The organism is Streptomyces sp. NPDC000151 (assembly GCF_040301705.1).
Taxonomy (GTDB): domain Bacteria; phylum Actinomycetota; class Actinomycetes; order Streptomycetales; family Streptomycetaceae; genus Streptomyces.
Genome location: NZ_JBEPFC010000159.1, coordinates 1 through 16531 on the forward strand (window position 1 = coordinate 1; position 16531 = coordinate 16531).

Annotated in this window: 12 protein-coding genes; 8 read left to right on the top strand and 4 right to left on the bottom strand. The window is 74.3% G+C overall.

Going from position 1 to position 16531, the window contains the following annotated elements:
- Window positions 1-514, top strand: a 514-nt coding sequence (locus ABT381_RS30355; protein WP_351599800.1) for a molybdopterin cofactor-binding domain-containing protein, incomplete at its 5' end; no start/stop codon positions are given.
- Here ABT381_RS30355 and ABT381_RS30360 read toward each other — a convergent pair.
- Complete coding sequence (locus ABT381_RS30360; protein ID WP_351599802.1) at window positions 447-908, bottom strand: GNAT family N-acetyltransferase; 462 nt, start codon at window positions 906-908, stop codon at window positions 447-449. The two genes, ABT381_RS30355 and ABT381_RS30360, sit on opposite strands and share 68 nt — an antisense overlap.
- Window positions 909-1159: 251 nt before the next feature.
- On the opposite strand from ABT381_RS30360, the gene ABT381_RS30365 reads away from it, so the two are divergent.
- The 3 genes from ABT381_RS30365 (at window position 1160) to ABT381_RS30375 (ending at window position 5886) form a co-directional block, all read left to right on the top strand.
- Window positions 1160-2038: an AraC family transcriptional regulator gene (locus ABT381_RS30365; RefSeq protein ID WP_351599804.1), complete on the top strand. Its 879-nt coding sequence runs from the start codon at window positions 1160-1162 to the stop codon at window positions 2036-2038.
- 150 nt (window positions 2039-2188) lie between these two features.
- A complete protein-coding gene (locus ABT381_RS30370) occupies window positions 2189-4117 on the top strand; it encodes a maleylacetate reductase and hydroxyquinol 1,2-dioxygenase domain-containing protein (RefSeq protein WP_351599806.1) in 1929 nt (642 codons plus the stop codon).
- Window positions 4117-5886, top strand: a complete 1770-nt coding sequence (locus ABT381_RS30375) for an FAD-dependent oxidoreductase (RefSeq protein WP_351599808.1) — start codon at window positions 4117-4119, stop codon at window positions 5884-5886. The genes ABT381_RS30370 and ABT381_RS30375 overlap by 1 nt, the downstream gene beginning before the upstream one ends.
- A gap of 13 nt (window positions 5887-5899) precedes the next feature.
- On the opposite strand, the gene ABT381_RS30380 is transcribed toward ABT381_RS30375, so the two are convergent.
- The 3 genes from ABT381_RS30380 to ABT381_RS30390 are packed head-to-tail and all read right to left on the bottom strand — an operon-like array spanning window position 5900 to window position 8488.
- Window positions 5900-6220: a hypothetical protein gene (locus ABT381_RS30380; RefSeq protein WP_351599810.1), complete on the bottom strand. Its 321-nt coding sequence runs from the start codon at window positions 6218-6220 to the stop codon at window positions 5900-5902.
- Window positions 6217-6852 carry an RNA polymerase sigma factor gene (locus ABT381_RS30385; RefSeq protein WP_351599811.1) on the bottom strand — a complete coding sequence of 212 codons (636 nt, stop codon included), beginning with the start codon at window positions 6850-6852 and terminating at the stop codon, window positions 6217-6219. The genes ABT381_RS30380 and ABT381_RS30385 overlap by 4 nt, the downstream gene beginning before the upstream one ends.
- Before the next feature lie 25 nt (window positions 6853-6877).
- A complete protein-coding gene (locus ABT381_RS30390; RefSeq protein WP_351599812.1) occupies window positions 6878-8488 on the bottom strand; it encodes a sodium:solute symporter family protein in 1611 nt (536 codons plus the stop codon).
- 202 nt (window positions 8489-8690) lie between these two features.
- Between ABT381_RS30390 and ABT381_RS30395 the strand changes: the two genes are divergently transcribed.
- The 4 genes from ABT381_RS30395 to ABT381_RS30410 form a co-directional block, all read left to right on the top strand.
- Entirely contained in the window at window positions 8691-9431 is a 741-nt protein-coding gene (locus tag ABT381_RS30395; protein WP_351599814.1) for an SDR family NAD(P)-dependent oxidoreductase, read from the top strand.
- Between the two features lie 346 nt (window positions 9432-9777).
- Entirely contained in the window at window positions 9778-11634 is a 1857-nt protein-coding gene (locus tag ABT381_RS30400; protein WP_351599816.1) for a non-ribosomal peptide synthetase, read from the top strand.
- Window positions 11634-13100 (top strand): condensation domain-containing protein, encoded by a 1467-nt coding sequence (locus tag ABT381_RS30405; RefSeq protein WP_351599818.1) that lies wholly within the window; start codon window positions 11634-11636, stop codon window positions 13098-13100. The genes ABT381_RS30400 and ABT381_RS30405 overlap by 1 nt, the downstream gene beginning before the upstream one ends.
- Window positions 13097-16531, top strand: a 3435-nt coding sequence (locus ABT381_RS30410; RefSeq protein WP_351599820.1) for a non-ribosomal peptide synthetase, incomplete at its 3' end; no start/stop codon positions are given. The genes ABT381_RS30405 and ABT381_RS30410, both read left to right, overlap by 4 nt.

Sequence of the window (16531 nt, forward strand, 5' to 3'; positions counted from 1 at the left end):
GCAGGAACCGGCCGCCGACGGGCGGGCCGGCGGCACCCCGCGCTCGGTGGCCTTCAACGTCCAGTGGTTCCGGGTCGCCGTCGACCCCGGCACCGGCGAGATCCGCGTCCTGCGCAGCGTGCACGCCGCCGACGCCGGCACGGTGGTGAACCCGATGCAGTGCCGCGGCCAGGTCGAAGGCGGCGTGGCGCAGGCGTTGGGCGCCACGCTCCTGGAACACGTACGCATCGACGGGCGCGGCGCCGTCACCACCGACACCTTCCGCCGCTACCGGGTGCCCGCCTTCGCCGACGTACCCCGTACGGAAGTGCACTTCGCGGCGGTGGCCGACACGATCGGGCCGCTCGGCGCCAAGTCGATGAGCGAGGGCCCGTTCAACCCGGTCGCACCGGCCCTGGCCAACGCGGTACGGGACGCGACCGGAGTGCGCTGCACGGAACTCCCGCTCACGCGCGACCGGGTGTGGCGCGTGCTCGACGGGACGTCATGTGCGGACAGCGGGCGCCGCGCCTGAGGAACGGCGCCGGGAAGGCGACGGCGGTCTCCTCGGCCATGGCCGCGAAGAACCGGCGCCCGTCGGCCGTCTGCCGCGAGGTCCACCAGCGGTAGTCCAAACCCGGCGCGAGCGCCCGGTGCAGCGCCTCACGAGCCAGCCCCCGACCCCGCCAGCGCTCGGCCACGGCGATGTTACGGATGTATCCACGCCGGCACGCGTGGCACAGCTGGTACTCCAACCGCCCCACGACCCGCCCCGCCGCATCACACATCACGACCGCCTGCCGCCCGCCCGGCACCACGGCCCCGACCGGCCGGAAGGCGATAGCGGCAGCGTCCGGCACGGGCCCGCCGCGCGGCGCCGGTGGCCCCCATAACCGCCCCCGCCGCGCGGACCCTCGCGGTGCCGCCATGCGTTCCTCCCACCCGGGGACGCGGCAACCGGGATCGGTCCCGGCCACGAACGCCGCCTTCTACAGCTTTGTAGAGGCAGGGTACGCGCGTCCACGGGACGGTGGGGGAGCCGAGGTTGGTTCGGTGGGGCACCGACGTTGTCAGTACCCCCCGGTACTGTGTTGAGAAGGGGACCTCGGCACCCCCCAATGGGGGAGAGGAAGGGGGGAAACGGTACGGCGCCGGCACACAGGCGGGAGGGCGGGAGCCGATGGGTGAGCTCGGGCTGCAGGACACTCACGGGATCCTGGACCGGCCGGGGGTTCGCCAGGATCGGACCAGCGCGGGGCTGGGCTGGGAGCACCTCTACCTCTCCAGTCAGCGGGAACTGCCTTACCGGGACGCCTTCGACGGGGCGCGCAGCCATCTGCTGATCCTGCACCTGAACGGGCCGGTGACGGTCAGCCGCGGGCGGCGCGGCCTCACCGCGGCCCGGCGGATCCTGCCCGGTGGGCTCTTCCTGCACCCGGCCGACACCGAACTGGACGTCGAGCTGGGCGGCCGGCTGGACACCGTGCACATCTACCTGGCGGACGAGGCGCTGCAGGAGGCGGCCGGGGGCGGCCGCCCGGTGCGGCTCGCCGAGGAGTTCGGGGTCACCGATCAGCTGCTGGAACAGCTCGTCCGCGCGCTGGAGGGCGTTGTGCGGGACCGGGAGCCGGGCGCCCGCACGTATGCCGACCAGCTCGGCATGATGATCGCGGGGCAGCTGGCCCGGCACCACAGCACCCGCCGCCCGGCCCCGCCCGCGGCCCGCGCCCGCGGCGGCCTGACCGAGCGCCAGTTCGCCGCCGTGCGCGAGCTGCTGGACGCCCGGCTGGCGGACCCGCTGCCGCTCGCCGACCTCGCCGAGGTCGCCAACCTGAGCGTCAGTCAGTTCGCGCGCAGCTTCAAGGCGCGCACCGGGCTTCCGCCACACCGGTACCTCATGCGGCTCCGCGTGGAGCGGGCGTCCCGGCTGCTGCGGACGACCGCATTGCCGATCAGCGAGGTCGCGGCCCGCTGCGGCTTCTCGCACCAGGAGCACCTCACCCGTGTGCTGCGCGACCGACTGGGTACCACGCCGGGCGCCCTGCGCCGCGCCGACTGACCACGTATCCGTATCAACCACCCTCCAGCTGCGTGGACGCGCTTTTCGTGCAGGCGGCACGGCGGGATCGTGCAGGCGCGGGCGCCACCGCCGGGCCGATACTCGACATCCATCTGCCGATCACGAGCTGTGAGAGTCGGAGCGAGTCGCATGCGCGCATTCACCTACGCAGGCCACCCCGCCCGGGTGGTGTTCGGCGCCGGGACGATCGGTCGCCTGCCCGAGGAGCTGGAGCGGCTGGGAGCCGGCCGGGCCCTGGTCCTCACCACGCCGGGCCGGGCGGACCTGGCCCGCCGGGCCCGGGAGATCCTTGGCACCGCGGCGGCCGGGGAGTTCACCGGCGCGGCGATGCACACCCCCGTCGACGTCACCGAGCAGGCCGTGGCCGTCGCCCGCGAGCTGGCCGCGGACTGCCTGGTCGCCGTCGGCGGCGGCTCGACGACCGGGCTGGCCAAGGCGGTGTCCGTACGGACCGGGCTGCCGCAGGTCGTCGTGGTCACCACGTACGCCGGGTCCGAGGCCACGCCGGTGCTGGGGGAGACCGAGAACGGCGTGAAGACCACCCGCTCGGCGCCGGAGATCCGGCCCGGCACAGTGCTGTACGACGTCGACCTGACCCTCGGCCTGCCGGTGCCGGTCTCCGTCACCAGCGGCATCAACGCGATGGCGCACGCGGTCGAGGCGTTGTACGCGCCGGAGACCGACCCGGTGACGGATCAACTGGCGCTGCGGGCAATCGAGTTGCTGGCCGACGCCTTGCCTCGGATCGTCGCCGATCCCGCCGACCGGCAAGCACGTGCCGACGCGTTGGAGGCGGCCTGGCTGGCCGGTACCTGCCTCGGCAGCGTCGGCATGGGCCTGCACCACAAGCTGTGCCACACCCTCGGCGGCTCCTTCGGCCTGCCGCACGCCCCCACGCACACCGTTGTGCTCCCGTACGTCATGGCCTACAACGCGCCCGCCGCGCCCGACGCCATGCGCCGCATCGCCCGCGCCCTGGGCGCCGCCGACGCGCCCACCGCCGTCCACGACCTGATCCGGCGCCTCGGCGCACCGACGACCCTGGCCGAACTCGGTGTCACAGAGGGGGAGTTGGCGCGCATGGCCGGGCTGGCCACTGCTACGCCCTACCCCAACCCCCGCGAGATCACCGAGGACGGCATCGTGGCGCTGCTCGCCGATGCCCTCGTGGGCCGCCGCCCGGCCCCCGCCGACCCCCTCGCCGATTCGCTGCACACCCTCCTCGCTCAGGTCACCGACGGATTCGCGGGGGCGCCCGACGCCCGCGTACGGCAGTTGCTGACCGACCTCACCCGCCGCCTGCACGGCTTCGTCGCCGACAACGACCTCACCGACGCCGAATGGCGGTACGCGATCGACTTCCTGACCCGCACCGGGCAGCAGTGCGACGCGAACCGCCAGGAGTTCATCCTGCTCTCCGACACCCTCGGCGTGTCCAGCGCGGTCGACCTGCTCACCAACTCCCGTACGGCACAGAGCACGCCGTCCGCCGTCCTCGGACCTTTCTACGTCGAGGGCCCGCCGCCGCTGCCCGACGGCGCCGACCTCGCCGAGGGCCTGCCCGGCACCCCGATGTACGCGTCCGTGCGGATCACCGACCTGGACGGGCAGCCGCTGGCCGGCGCGGTGGCCGACGTCTGGCAGGCCAATGAGGACGGTTACTACGACGTCCAGCTGCCCGATCTCGACGGGCCCCAGCTGCGCGCCCGCTTCCGCGCCGACGGCGAAGGACGCATCCGCTTCCGCTCCATCCTGCCCTCGGAGTACCCGATCCCCGACGACGGGCCGGTCGGGCAGATGCTCGCCGCGGTCGGCCGGCATCCCTACCGCGCCCCGCACGTCCACTTCATGATCAGCGCGCCGGGGCGGCGCACGCTCGTCACCCAGCTCTTCGTCGCGAGCGGCGCCTACATCGACGCCGACACCGTCTTCGGCGTGAAGGACGCGCTGGTCATCGACTTTCCCGAGCACCATGGGCCGACCCCCGACGGCCGCCCGGCCGACGGCCCGTGGCGCTCCCTCGAGTACACCTTCCGCCTCGCCCCGGAGACCACGTAATGAACCACCCCACCCCCGATACGTACGACACCGACGTCCTCGTCGTCGGCAGCGGGCCCGCCGGCGGCAGCGCCGCGCTGCTGCTCGCCACGTACGGCATACGCACCACGCTGGTCAGCAAGTACGGCTGGACCGCGAACACCCCCCGCGCACACATCACCAACCAGCGCACCCTCGAAGTCCTGCGCGACCTCGGCATCGAGGACCAGGCGCTGGCCGCGGGCACCCCGCAGGAGCTGATGGGCGACACCGTGCTGTGCACCGCCCTCGCAGGTGAGGAGATCGGCCGCATCCGCACCTGGGGTACGGGCGACGACCGGCTCACCGAGTACACCGCCGCCAGCCCCTGCCCGATGACCGACCTGCCGCAGACCTACCTCGAACCGATCCTGGTCAGCAACGCGGCCGCGCGCGGCGCCAAGGTCCGCTTCGACACCGAGTTCCTCCGGCTGGAGCAGGACGAGGACGGTGTCACCGCCCACCTTCGCGACCGGTTGCGCGGCGATGACTTCACCCTCCGCGCCCGCTACCTGATCGGCGCGGACGGCGCCCGCAGCCGCGTCGCCGAGCAGGCGGGGCTGCCGATCGCCGGGCAGGAGGGCAAGGCCGGCAGCATGAACATCGTCTTCCGGGCCGATCTGAGCGCGCACGTCGCCCACCGTCCCAGCGTTCTGTACTGGGTGATGCGCCCCGGCGCCGAGACCGGCGGCATCGGCATGGGTCTGGTACGGATGGTCCGCCCCTGGAACGAGTGGCTGCTGACCTGGGGTTACGACATCGACGAGGCGCCGCCGGAGATCGACGAAGCGGAGGCCCGCCGGATCGTGCACGACCTCGTCGGCGACGACTCGATCGATGTCGAGATCACCTCGACCTCCCTGTGGACCGTCAACCACACCTACGCCACCCGCTACTCCACCGGCCGGGTGTTCTGCGCCGGGGACGCCGTGCACCGCCACCCGCCGTCCAACGGCCTCGGCTCCAACACCTCGGTCCAGGACGCCCACAACCTCGCCTGGAAGCTGGCGATGGTGGTACGTGGCGAGGCGGGCGGGGGGCTGCTCGACACATACACCGCCGAACGCGCGCCGGTCGGCCGGGGGATCGTCGACCGCGCCAACCTCAGCCGCGACCAGTTCGGCCCGATCTTCCAGGCGCTGGGCATCGGCGGCGGCCTCGACGAGGAGGGCGTCGCGAGCGCGCTGGCCGCCTGCCGGGCGCCGGACGCGGAGGGCGCGCGGCGGCGGCGCGAGCTGGACGCGGCGATCGAGCTGAAGAACTACGAGTTCAACGCGCACGGCGTGGAGCTGAACCAGCGGTACGCCTCCGCCGCCGTGCTCGACGACGGCGGTCCGGCCGAGGAGTGGCCGCGCGACCGGGAGCTGTACCACCAGCCGAGCACCCGCCCCGGCGCCAAGCTCCCGCACGCCTGGCTGACGGACGCGCACGGTCGCCGCTTCTCCACCCTCGACCTCGTCGGCAAGGGCAAGTGCACCCTGGTCACCGGCTTGTCAGGGGTGGCGTGGGAGGCAGCGGCCGACGCCTGCGCCGCGGCTCTCGGGGTCCCGCTGGCCACCGTACGCATCGGTTCGGACGCCGCCCGGGACGCGTACGGCGACTGGCGGCGCCGTCGCGAGACCGACGAGGCGGGCTGCCTGCTGGTCCGCCCCGACGGCTACGTCGCCTGGCGCCGCGGCACGGCACCGGACACGGCCGAAGCGGCCGCCGCCGAGCTGCGCAAGGCCCTGGAGGCGGTACTCCAGCGCTGAGGGTGCTGCGGGGTCAGGAGGACGCCGGCGGGAACGGGACCACCACCGTTCCCGTCCCGGCGTCGTCGTAGATGACGTGCGTGCTCGCCGAACCGCAGCTGAGCACCAGCAGTCCGATGGCGCAGACCACGGCCACCACCGTCAGCACCAGGACGCCGAGCAGCGCCTTGCGGCGGTACGCGCGGCGCCGCCAGTCCGCCTGGCCCTTGCGGTACGCCTGCGGCGGCGCGGACACGGAGGAAGCGACGTCGTCCAGGGCCCGGCGCAGCCATTCCTCGGACCCGTCCGGCACCGCTTCCTTCCGCACCGCTTCCGTCTCCACCTCGTCCGTCACCGGGCGGCTCTCCTCAGCGTGTACTTCAGCTTCGTCATGGCGCGGGCCGTGTGCGACTTCACGGCTCCGGTGGAGATCCCCATCGTCTCGCTGATCTCCGACTCCTTCAGGTCCAGCCAGTATTTCAGGACGAGGGCCTGGCGCTGGCGGGCGGACAGCGACTGCAGGGCCGCGAGCAGCGCGCGGTGGTCGTCCTGCAGCAGCACCTGGTGCTCGGCGGAGAGTACGTGTTCGTCGACCTCGCGGTAGGCGTGCCGGCGGGCGACGCGCAGGTGGCGGATGCGCATACGCGTCAGGTTGCAGACGATGGACCGCAGATAGCCGGCCGCCGCGTCCGGAGTCTTCAACCTGGGCCAGCGGCGGTGCAGTTGGTAGAAGGCTTCGGAGACCACGTCCTCGGCGTCCCCGTCCGCGCCCAGCAGCACGGCCAGCCGCAGCAGTTGGGTGTAGTGGGTGTCGAAGAGGTGGGCGATGGCCGCCTGCCGGTCGGCGTCCCGCAGGTCGAGCGTCAGGGGGGCGGCGCGGTCCGGCGGCGCGCACCCGGGTCCGGGTCCGCCCGGCGGGGGCGGGCCCATCAGGGTGCCGCGGGGTGGGCAGGGCGGTGAGGTCGGTGAGAGCGGCGATGGCTGCATGGCGAGGCGTCCTTGGACGGTCTGGTCAGTCGACGATGACGGTGTATTTGGACCCGCGGCGTTCATGGGGCGTGCCGCAGGCGGTGGCGTCCTTCCAGCGGGGCGCGCCGAGGCGGTCCAGCACGGGCGTGAGGACGGCGGCGGCTGCCAGGTTCAGTACGAGGGCGGGGAGCGCGACGTAGATCGGGGTGTGCAGCGGGCCGATGCCGAGGTCCACGACGGACGAGAAGCCGTGCAGGCAGATGAGGGCGGTGCCGGAGGCCATGCCGGCCGCCCAGCCCACGAGCAGGGCGCGGTGGTGGAACCAGCGGGTGAACAGGGACAGGGCGACGGCGGGCAGTGTCTGCAGCACCCAGACGCCGCCCAGCAGATGCAGGTTGACGGCGTCCTGCGGCCGCAGGACCAGCGCGAACAGCAGCGCGCCCGCCGTGATGCCGAGCGAGGCCGTCCGGGCGACCCGTACCTCGTGCTTGGGCGTGGCCGTGGGGTTGAGGTACTCGCTGTAGACGTTGCGTACGAGCAGGGCCGCCATGCCGATGGCCATCATGGCGGCGGGCAGCAGCGCGCCGACCGCGAGCGCGCCGTAGAGGACGCCGGCCAGCTGCTCGGGTACCAGCGTGCGGATGAGCAGCGGTACGGCCAGTTCGGCGTGGCCCGGGTGGGACTGTATGCCCGCGGCCAGCGCGGCGACGCCGAGGAACGCGGAGAGGGCCAGGGAGAGCGCCCACAGCGGCAGCGCCGCGATCGCGGCGCGCAGCGGGCGGCGGCCCCGGCTCGCCAGCGCGGCCGTCACGATCTGCGGGTACATCGGCTGGGCGAGCGCGGAGCCGAGCGCGAGGGTGGCGTACGCGGTGACGGACTCCGGCGGTACGACCAGGGACAGGCCCTGGGCGGCGAGGCGGCGGTCGGCGGCCGCGAACACCGCGCCGGGGCCGCCGAACTCCGCCACGGCCAGGATCGCGACGAGGATCAGGACCCCCGCGCACAGCGCGGCCTTCACCGGCGCGATCCGGGCACAGGCCCGCAGTCCGCCCGGGTGGATCAGCGCGGCGGAGCACAGCAGGATCACGACGAGGGCGAGGGCGCAGGCCGTGCCGCCGACGGGCAGGCCCATCGCGTCCAGCAGCGTGGTCACGCCGATGACCTGCAGGGCGAGGTACGGCATCGTCGCGAGGATGCTGGTCAGCGCGACGGCCAGGGCGAGCGTGTGCGAGCCGTGCCGGGCGCGGACGTAGTCGGCGGCGGTGACCAGGCCGTGCCGGGCCGCGACCCGGTGCAGCCGGGGCAGCACCAGCATGAGCAGCGGGGTGAGCAGGAGCAGGTAGGTGAGCGCGTACAGCGCGAGGCCGCCGGCGCCGAACATGAGCCCGGGGATCGCCACATACGTGTAGGCGGTGATGACCGTGCCGCCGAGCAGCAGGTTCGTGGGCAGCGAGGTGAGGCGCCGCCCGCCGAGCGCCCACTCCGCGGGGTGCGGCAGCGGCGCGGGCGGTCCGGATGACCGCGCTACGGCCCCGGTGAGCACCGCCGCGCAGACGACGAGTGCGAACGGAGCGAACAGTGCGGCGTTGATGGCGACCCCCTCGGTGTGCGGACGGGGTCCCTCCGGCGGCCGTCCGTGGTCGGCGGACGGCACGCGGAGAACCGTGAGAGACCCCCACCCTCACGTGACAGGCATCCACGACCGATATTCCACAATGTGAAAGCCTGATTCCATTTCTTGGTACTCTAAGGTCCGCCTCCGAGAGCGTCAAGACATTTCCGATGCGCCGGCCGGGAGCCGAAACCCCCTGCCGAAGAGGCGAGTTCCGTCCGAATCGCGTTATGCGGAGGTATGTGTGAGTGAAGAACGCGTCGCCCTCATCACCGGCTCGTCCTCGGGTATCGGAGCCGCCGTCGCCCGCCGCCTGGCGGACGCGGGGATGCGCATCGTCGTCAACTCGGCCTCGTCCGTGCGGGCCGGCGAGGAGCTGGCCGCCGAGCTGCCCGAAGCCGTCTACGTCCAGGGCGACATCGCCGACCCGGCGGACGTCCAGCGGCTCGTCGACACCGCGATCGCGAGGTACGGCCGGCTCGACGTGCTCGTCAACAACGCCGGGCGCACCCGCTTCATCCCGCTCGACGACCTGGCCACGGCCGACGCCAAGGTCTGGCGCGACATCCTCGACGTCAACGTCATCGGCACCTGGCAGATGATCACCGCCGCCGTGCCGCACCTGAAGGCCACCGGCGCCGGATCGATCGTCAATATCTCGTCCGTCTCCGGCAGCCGCGCCATGGGCAGCTCCGTCCCGTACGCCGTCAGCAAGGCCGCCGTCGACCACATGACCCGCCTGCTCGGCGCGACCCTCGGCCCCGAGGTCCGGGTCAACGCCGTGGCCCCCGGCCTCGTCGAGACGCCCTGGTACGACGAGGCGCCGCAGGTGTGGGAGGGCTCGCGGGACTGGATCACCGCCAACACACCGCAGCGCAGGGTCGGCACACCGGAAGACGTCGCCGAGGCGGTCCACGCCCTGGCCACCGCCGCCTACACCACCGGCGAGGTGCTGAGGGTGGACGGCGGCCGCCACCTCGTCTGAACCGCCCTGCCACGCACTGAGCGACGGGCCGGCCTCCTCGGGAGGCCGGCCCGTTTGCCGTACCCGGCAAAGTGGCGCAGCTCACGTCGGTGCGTTTCGGGATCGTCGTAAACCGTTCGCCCTCCCCGCGCAACTAGTGATCGGAAGCCACCGGCGATCGCACGGTGAGAGGGCCGCGGGGGCGCGATGGGGCGCCCGCTGCCGTCCTCTGGGGCGTCTACGTCTTCTTTCGTACTCCATGCCGTTCACCGGCCCGCCGTACCGCACGCCGCGGTCCGGCGTGCCGTGCCGTGCCGCGCGCAGCCGCGGCCGGTGCTCCACGGACGTCGACCAAAGGAATTGAGCCATGGGTATGTACGCGCACACCGCCGTCCCGCGGGCCGGCACACGTGGGGTGCACCACATCGTCGCCGAACGCGTCGGGGAACGCCCCGACGCCTGTGCCGTACGCGACGCGCGCAACGGCGCGTCCCTGACCTACCGTCAGCTGTGGGAGCGTGCGGGCCGGCTGGCGCACACGCTCGCCACGCACGGCGTCGCGCCCGGCGAGCCGGTCGCTGTCGACCTGGAACGCGGCACCGCACTGATCGTCGCCCTCCTCGGCATCGCCCGGGCCGGCGCCGCCTACCTGCCGCTCGACGCCCAGGCCCCCACCGACCGGGTGGCCACGGTCCTGGCGGACGCGGGGGTCCGCACAGTGCTCGTCGACCCGGAGGACGGCGGGCGGGCCGGGCGCACGGCCGGGCTCGCCGCGGTACGGCAGGTGGCCGTGGACCGCCCGGCACCGGACCAGCAGTTCGACGTACCCGACGCACCCGACGTGCCCGTGGACGGCGACAGCCCCCTCTACGTCGGCTACACCTCGGGCTCCACGGGCACGCCCAAGGGTGTCGTCGTACCGCACCGGGCCGTCCGCCGCCTCGTCACCGACGCGACCTTCTGCACCATCGCCCCCGGCGACCGGGTCGGGCAGGCCGCCAACCCCGCCTTCGACGCCACCACTTTCGAGGTCTGGGGCGCGCTCACCGCGGGCGCCACGCTCGTCGTCCTGCCCACCGTCGTCGACCTCGCCATGGACCGCTGGGCCGCGCTCCTCCAGAACGAGGACATCACGACCCTCTTCCTGACCACCTCGCTCTTCCATCTGGTCGCCCGCACCCGGCCCGGCGCGCTGCACACGCTGCGGAACCTAGTCGTCGGCGGGGAACAACTCGACCTGGCGGCCGTCCGCGCGGTCCTCGCCGCGGGCCCGCCCGGCCGCCTCGTCAACGGTTACGGCCCGACCGAGGCCACCGTCTTCGCCACGTCCTTCGACTGCACCGACGCCTCGCTCGCGGGCCGCGACCGCATCCCCATCGGCCGCGCCATCCAGCAGACCACGCTGCACCTCCTCGACGAGAAGCTGCGCCCGGTCGCGCCCGGACAGCCGGGCGAACTGTGCATCGGCGGCCCGGGTGTCGCCAAGGGCTACCTCGGACAGCCCGAGCGCACCGCCCGCTCCTTCGTCCCCGAACCGGGCACCGGCACGCCGATGTACCGCACGGGCGACCTGGTACGTGAGCTGCCCGATGGCGAACTGGAGCTGGTGGGCCGCGCCGACCGGCAGGTGAAGCTGCGCGGCTACCGGATCGAGCTGGAGGAGATCGAGCGTGCGGCGGTCGCCACGGGCCTCGCCGAAGCCGCGTTCGTGACGAAGGTGGGGGAGGGGCCGGCGGCGCGGCTGGCGGGCGCGTTCCTGCCGACCGCTGCTGCCCGAGGCGGTACCGGGGAACTGGCTGCCGCGCTCGCCCGCGCCCTCCCCGCGTACATGCTGCCCGGCAGCTGGACGCCGCTGGAGAGCCTGCCGCTGCACTCCACCGGCAAGGCCGACCGCGGACGCATCGAAGCGGCGATCGAGGCCGCCGCGGAGAGCGCGGCGGAGGCGGTGCACCGGCAGCAGCAGCCCGCCGGGCCGTCCGTACCGCCCCTCGGCGACCCCGTCGCCGACGCGCTCGCCCGCATCTGGGCCGAGGTGCTCGGCACGCCCGCGGCCGCACCCGACCAGGACTTCCTCTCCCTCGGCGGCAACTCGCTGCTCGCCACCCAGGCCGCGGCGCGCATCCGCGAGGTGCTCGCGGCCGACATCGAGCCGTACGACATCCTGCTGGCCGCCGGCATCGGCGAACTGGCCGGACGGGTACGCGAGTCGGCGGAGGCGGTCTGATGGCGCAGCTGCCCTCGCCGCCCCTGACCCGCCGGGCGGCCACGTCCGCGCCGCTCTCCTGCGCGCAGGAGCGGCTGTGGTTCATCGACGCGGCGGCACCCGGCTCCGCCGCCTACAACGTCCCCCTGCTCACCCGGTGGCACGAGCCCGTCGACACCGCCGCGCTCGCCCGCGCCCTGACCGCGCTCGTCGCACGCCACGAGATCCTGCGCACCACCTACGGACTGCGCGAAGGCCGCCCGGTCCAGTACATCGGCGACCCGGCGCCCGTCCCCGTGGAGGTGCTCGCGGGCCCGCCCGGGGAGGACGAACTCGCCGACCGCGCCCGCGCCCCCTTCGACCTGTCGGCCGGGCAGCCGCTGCGCTGCACCGTGTGGCGGGGCGGCCCGGAGGGTGACGCGATGCTGCTGGTCGTCCACCACATCGCGGTGGACGGCTGGTCGCTGGGCGCGCTGTACGAGGACCTGGCCGCCGCGTACGAGCAGGCGATCACCGGGCTCGCCCCGCGGCTCCCTCAACTCCCCGTGCAGTACGCTGACTTCGCCGAGTGGGACCGCGAGGTGGCCGCACACCCCGCGCTGGCCGAGCGGGTGGCGGCGCGGCTCGCGCAGTTGCGTACCGTGTCCGGAGATCTCGCCCTCGGCAGCTGCCCACCGCGCCCGTCCCTCCCCGAGGGCGACCGTCGCGGTGCCCAGCACACGTTCCATGTGGCCGCCGAACTGGCGGCAGATGCGGAGAAGTTGGCATCCGACGTCCGGGCCACCCCTTTCGTGGTGCTCCTCGCGGCGTTCCAGGTGGTGGTGCAGCGCTGGACCGGTCGGGACGAGTTCCTGCTCGCCACCGTCGCCGCCAACCGCCCGCACCCCGCTGTCGAAGAACTCGTCGGCTTCTTCGTCAACACCGTCCCGCTGCACTGCGCGCCTCAGGCCGAGTGGACCTTCGAGCGGCTGTGTACGGAGGTGCGCGGCGAGGCGTTCCGGGCGCTGTCCCACCAGCGCCTACCGTTCGAGCAGCTCACGGCCGGCGCGGGCGCCGACCGGACCCGCGCGCCGGGACCGCTGGCCACCGTCGGCTTCGTCCTGCAGAACGCGCCCGCGCCCCGGCTCGGCGACCGGCCGCGCTGGGGCCCGCCGCGGCTGCTCCCGACCGGCACCACCAAGCTCGACGTGACGCTCACCCTGGAGTACGCGCCCGAAGGGCTGCGCGGCACGGTCGAGTACGACACCGACCGGTACTCCGCCGACACCGCGCGGCAGCTCGCCGCGCACTTCACCGCTCTGCTCGCCGCGGCGGTCGCCGCACCGGGCACCGCACTGTTGGCCCTGCCCCTGACCGAACCGTCGGCGGGCCGCCCGCCGCGCACCGTCCTCGCCGGTCCCCGGCGCGACCTGGCGGCGGAGTACCGGGAACGGCTCGCCGGCACGGCACCCGGCGCCGCGGCGCCGCACGGAGGAGGAGACGCATGACCACCGTGACCGACCTGCTCGACCTGCGGTTCGCCGCCATGAACGGCGACGGCACCGCGGTGACCTGTGCCGGGGAGGAGCTCTCCTGGCGCGCGCTGGACGACTGGTCGCGGGCCGTGGCCCGGCACCTGACGGCGCACGGCGCGGGACCCGGCACGCTCGTACCGGTACTGACCGCACGCGGCGGGGCGCTGGTCGCCGGCTGGCTGGGCGCGCTGCGCGCGGGCGCCGCCTTCGTCCCCCTCGCGATGGACACCCCGGCAGCCCGCATCGCCTTCGTACTGCGCGAGACCGGGGCCACCACGGTCCTCGTCGACGACGCCGGGGCCGACCTGCTCCGCGGTCTGGACACCGACGCCAAGCCGGTCGACCTCGCGGAGCTCCGGGAGCCGGGGGAGGCGGCCGGGCCGCTCACCGCACCGCGCCCGGGCCCCGAGGACCCGGCCGTGGTCATCTTCACCTCCGGTACGACGGGCCGCCCCAAGGGCGTGCTCGTCCCGCACCGCGGCCTGCTCAACACCGCCCTGTGGTGGGCGGCCGACTGCGGCCTCGGCACCGCCGACCGGCTGCTGGTGACCGCCGGCACCGCCTTCGACCCGGCCGCCTTCAACGTTGTCGAGGGCCTGCTGGCCGGGGCCCGGCTGATCCTCGCCGACGACGTCGAACGCCGCGACCCGGCCGCGCTGCTGCGGCTCGTCCACGGTCCGGACGGCGCGACCGTCGCGGGCTCGGTCACCCCCAGCCTCCTGCACGCCATGCTGACGGCCGGGGCGGACGGCGGACCGGGCGGGTGCGCGCTGCGCGTCGTCTACTCCGGCGGCGAGGCGCTGCCCCGCTCGCTCGCCGCTGACTGCGCCCGCCGCTGGGGCGCCGAGGTCCGCAATGTGTACGGCCCGGCCGAGGCGTCCTGCAACAGCACCTGCCACGTCGTCGACCCCGGCGACGTCCGCGCACCGGCCATCGGCCGGCCGCTGCCCAACACCCGCGCCTACGTGCTCGGCCCGCACGGCGAGGAGCTGCCCGCCTCGGTGCCGGGTGAGCTGTACGTCGCCGGTACCGGCGTGGCGCTGGGCTATCTCGGGATGCCCGGCCGCACCGCCGCCGCGTTCCTGCCCGACCCGTACGCGGACGCGCCGGGTGCGCTGATGTACCGCACGGGTGACCGGGTACTGGTGCGCTCCGACGGGGAGTTGGAGTACCTCGGCCGGATCGACGACCAGGTGAAGATCCTCGGCAACCGGATCGAGCCCGACGAGGTCCGCGCACTGATCGAGGAGAACCCGGCCGTCGCCGCAGCTGCCGTGCACGCGCCCGGTGTCCCGAAGCGGCTCGTCGCGTACGTGGAACTCGCCCCGGGTGTGGCACCGACGCACGAGGACGTCGTCCGCCCGCTGCTGAACTGGCTGCCCGCCGCCGTGCTCCCCGCCGAGGTGTACGCGGTGGCCGCGCTGCCGCGCACGGCCAACGACAAGGTCGACTTCGGCGCGCTGGCGGGACTGCGCGACCGGCCGCTGCCCCGCGGCGAGCAGCGGCCGGTACGGCTCACGGACGACCAGCGCAAGGCCGCCCGCCTGATGGCCGCGACCCTGGCCGAGGCGGGCCCCGGCCGAGGTGATCGCGGCGGCCTCGCGCCCGACAGCGACTTCTTCACCCTCGGCGGTCACTCGCTGCTCGCCGTGCGCATGTTGGCCGCGGCCGAACGCGAGTGGGGCATCGCCGTACCGCTGCGGGCGTTCCTCGCGGACCCCACGGTCGCGGGCCTGGCCGGCGCGCTGGCGGAGGCCGGTACCGGCGATGTCGTGCGGACGGCCGGAGGTACCCGGCCCGACGGCGGCCCGCACCCCGCCACCCCCGTACAGCAGCGCCTGTGGCTCATGGACCGGCTGCCCGCCGTGCGCGCGGCCTATCTCGCGCCCGGCATCGTCGAGATCGACGGACCGGTGGACCGCGCGTCGCTGCGGGACGCGTTCGCCGCGGTGCTCGCCCGCCACCCCGCCCTGCGCTCCCGTTTCACCCTGGACACCAAGGCGCGCCGGGTCCAGTACCGCACCGACGGCAGCCCGCCGGAGGTCGCTCTCGTCGACGCGGAGGCCTGGACCCGCGAGGAGCTGGAAGCGCATCTGGCGCGGGAGTGCTGGGCGCCGGTGGACCTGGCGCGGCAGGCGCCGGCGCGCGGTGAGGTGATCGCGCTCGCCGGGGACCGCACGGTCCTGCTCTACGCCGTCCACCACATCGTCTCCGACGGCTGGTCGCTCGCTCTGGTCATGGAGGAAGTGGCCGACAACTACCGGGAGTTGGCTGCCGGGAGGTCGCTCGAGCTGCCGCCCGCCACGCACCCCGCGAGCCTGCCGGCGCCGGCCGTGCCCGACGGCGCGCTCGACGCGCTGCTGGCGGCGCTGCGGGGCGCGCCGACCGACATCGCGCTGCCGTACGACCGGCCGCGGCAGCGGACCCAGAGCATCGAGGCCGCCACCACCCGGGAGCTCCGGCTGCCGGCCGGGGAGAGCGCCCGGCTGCGGGACATCGCCGCCGAACTCGGCTGTACGACGTTCATGACCGCGGCGGCGCTGCTGGCCGCCGTGCTGGCCCGGCGCGGCGCACAGCGGGACTTCCTGTTCGCGTTCCCCTGGGCCGGGCGGGACAGCGCCGGGGCCGCCGGCACCGTCGGCATGTTCGTGAACACCCTCCTGCTCCGGGCCGACCTCACCGGACGCCCGAGCTGGCGCACTCTCCTGACCCGGGTCAAGGGCTCCGCGCTGACCGCCTACCGGCACGCCGACGCGCCCTTCGACGCGCTCGCCGCCGCGCTGCACCCCGAGCGCGACCTCGGCCGCCCGCCGGTGACCCCGGTCTACCTCTCCGCCACCGACGAGCCCGCCACTCCGCCGGCCCTCGGCCCCGGCATCGCGACCCGCTACCGCACACCCCCGGCACTCAAGCTCAAGTACGAGCTGGAGCTGACCGCCACCGGCGGCGCCGACGACCTCCGGCTCCATCTCACCTATGCCACCGCCCTGTTCGACGCCACCACCGCCGACGCCCTGCTCGGCGATCTCGCCGCCGCCGCGGCCGACCTCACCACCGACCTGGAGGCCCCCGTGCTCACCGACGCACAGCCCGACACCGTCAACGTCACAGCGCCCGCCGTCGTCACCGCGCCCGCCGACCCCGCCGCGCTCACCGAGGCGATCGGCGCCGCCTGGCGGGACGTCCTGGACGTGCCCACCGTCGCGCACGACGTCAACTTCTTCGACGCGGGCGGGGATTCGCTGCTGCTGATCGTCCTCCTGGACCAGCTGTCCGGGCTGACCGGCCGGGAACTGGACGCGGCCGACCTCTTCCAGCACAGCACCGTGCAGGCCCAGGCCGCGCTGCTCGCCGGCCCGGCAGAGGCGGCGCGGGAGGCAACGGGGGCCCGGTCCGGCGGGGCC

Bases quoted from the DNA above. Each gene is read 5' to 3' on its own strand.
- ABT381_RS30370 (WP_351599806.1), top strand. From the start codon at position 2,189: ATGCGCGCATTCACCTACGCAGGCCACCCCGCCCGGGTGGTGTTCGGC.
- ABT381_RS30365 (WP_351599804.1), top strand. From the start codon at position 1,160: ATGGGTGAGCTCGGGCTGCAGGACACTCACGGGATCCTGGACCGGCCG.
- ABT381_RS30385 (WP_351599811.1), bottom strand. From the start codon at position 6,852: ATGCAGCCATCGCCGCTCTCACCGACCTCACCGCCCTGCCCACCCCGC.
- ABT381_RS30375 (WP_351599808.1), top strand. From the start codon at position 4,117: ATGAACCACCCCACCCCCGATACGTACGACACCGACGTCCTCGTCGTC.
- ABT381_RS30405 (WP_351599818.1), top strand. From the start codon at position 11,634: ATGGCGCAGCTGCCCTCGCCGCCCCTGACCCGCCGGGCGGCCACGTCC.
- ABT381_RS30400 (WP_351599816.1), top strand. From the start codon at position 9,778: ATGGGTATGTACGCGCACACCGCCGTCCCGCGGGCCGGCACACGTGGG.
- ABT381_RS30360 (WP_351599802.1), bottom strand. From the start codon at position 908: ATGGCGGCACCGCGAGGGTCCGCGCGGCGGGGGCGGTTATGGGGGCCA.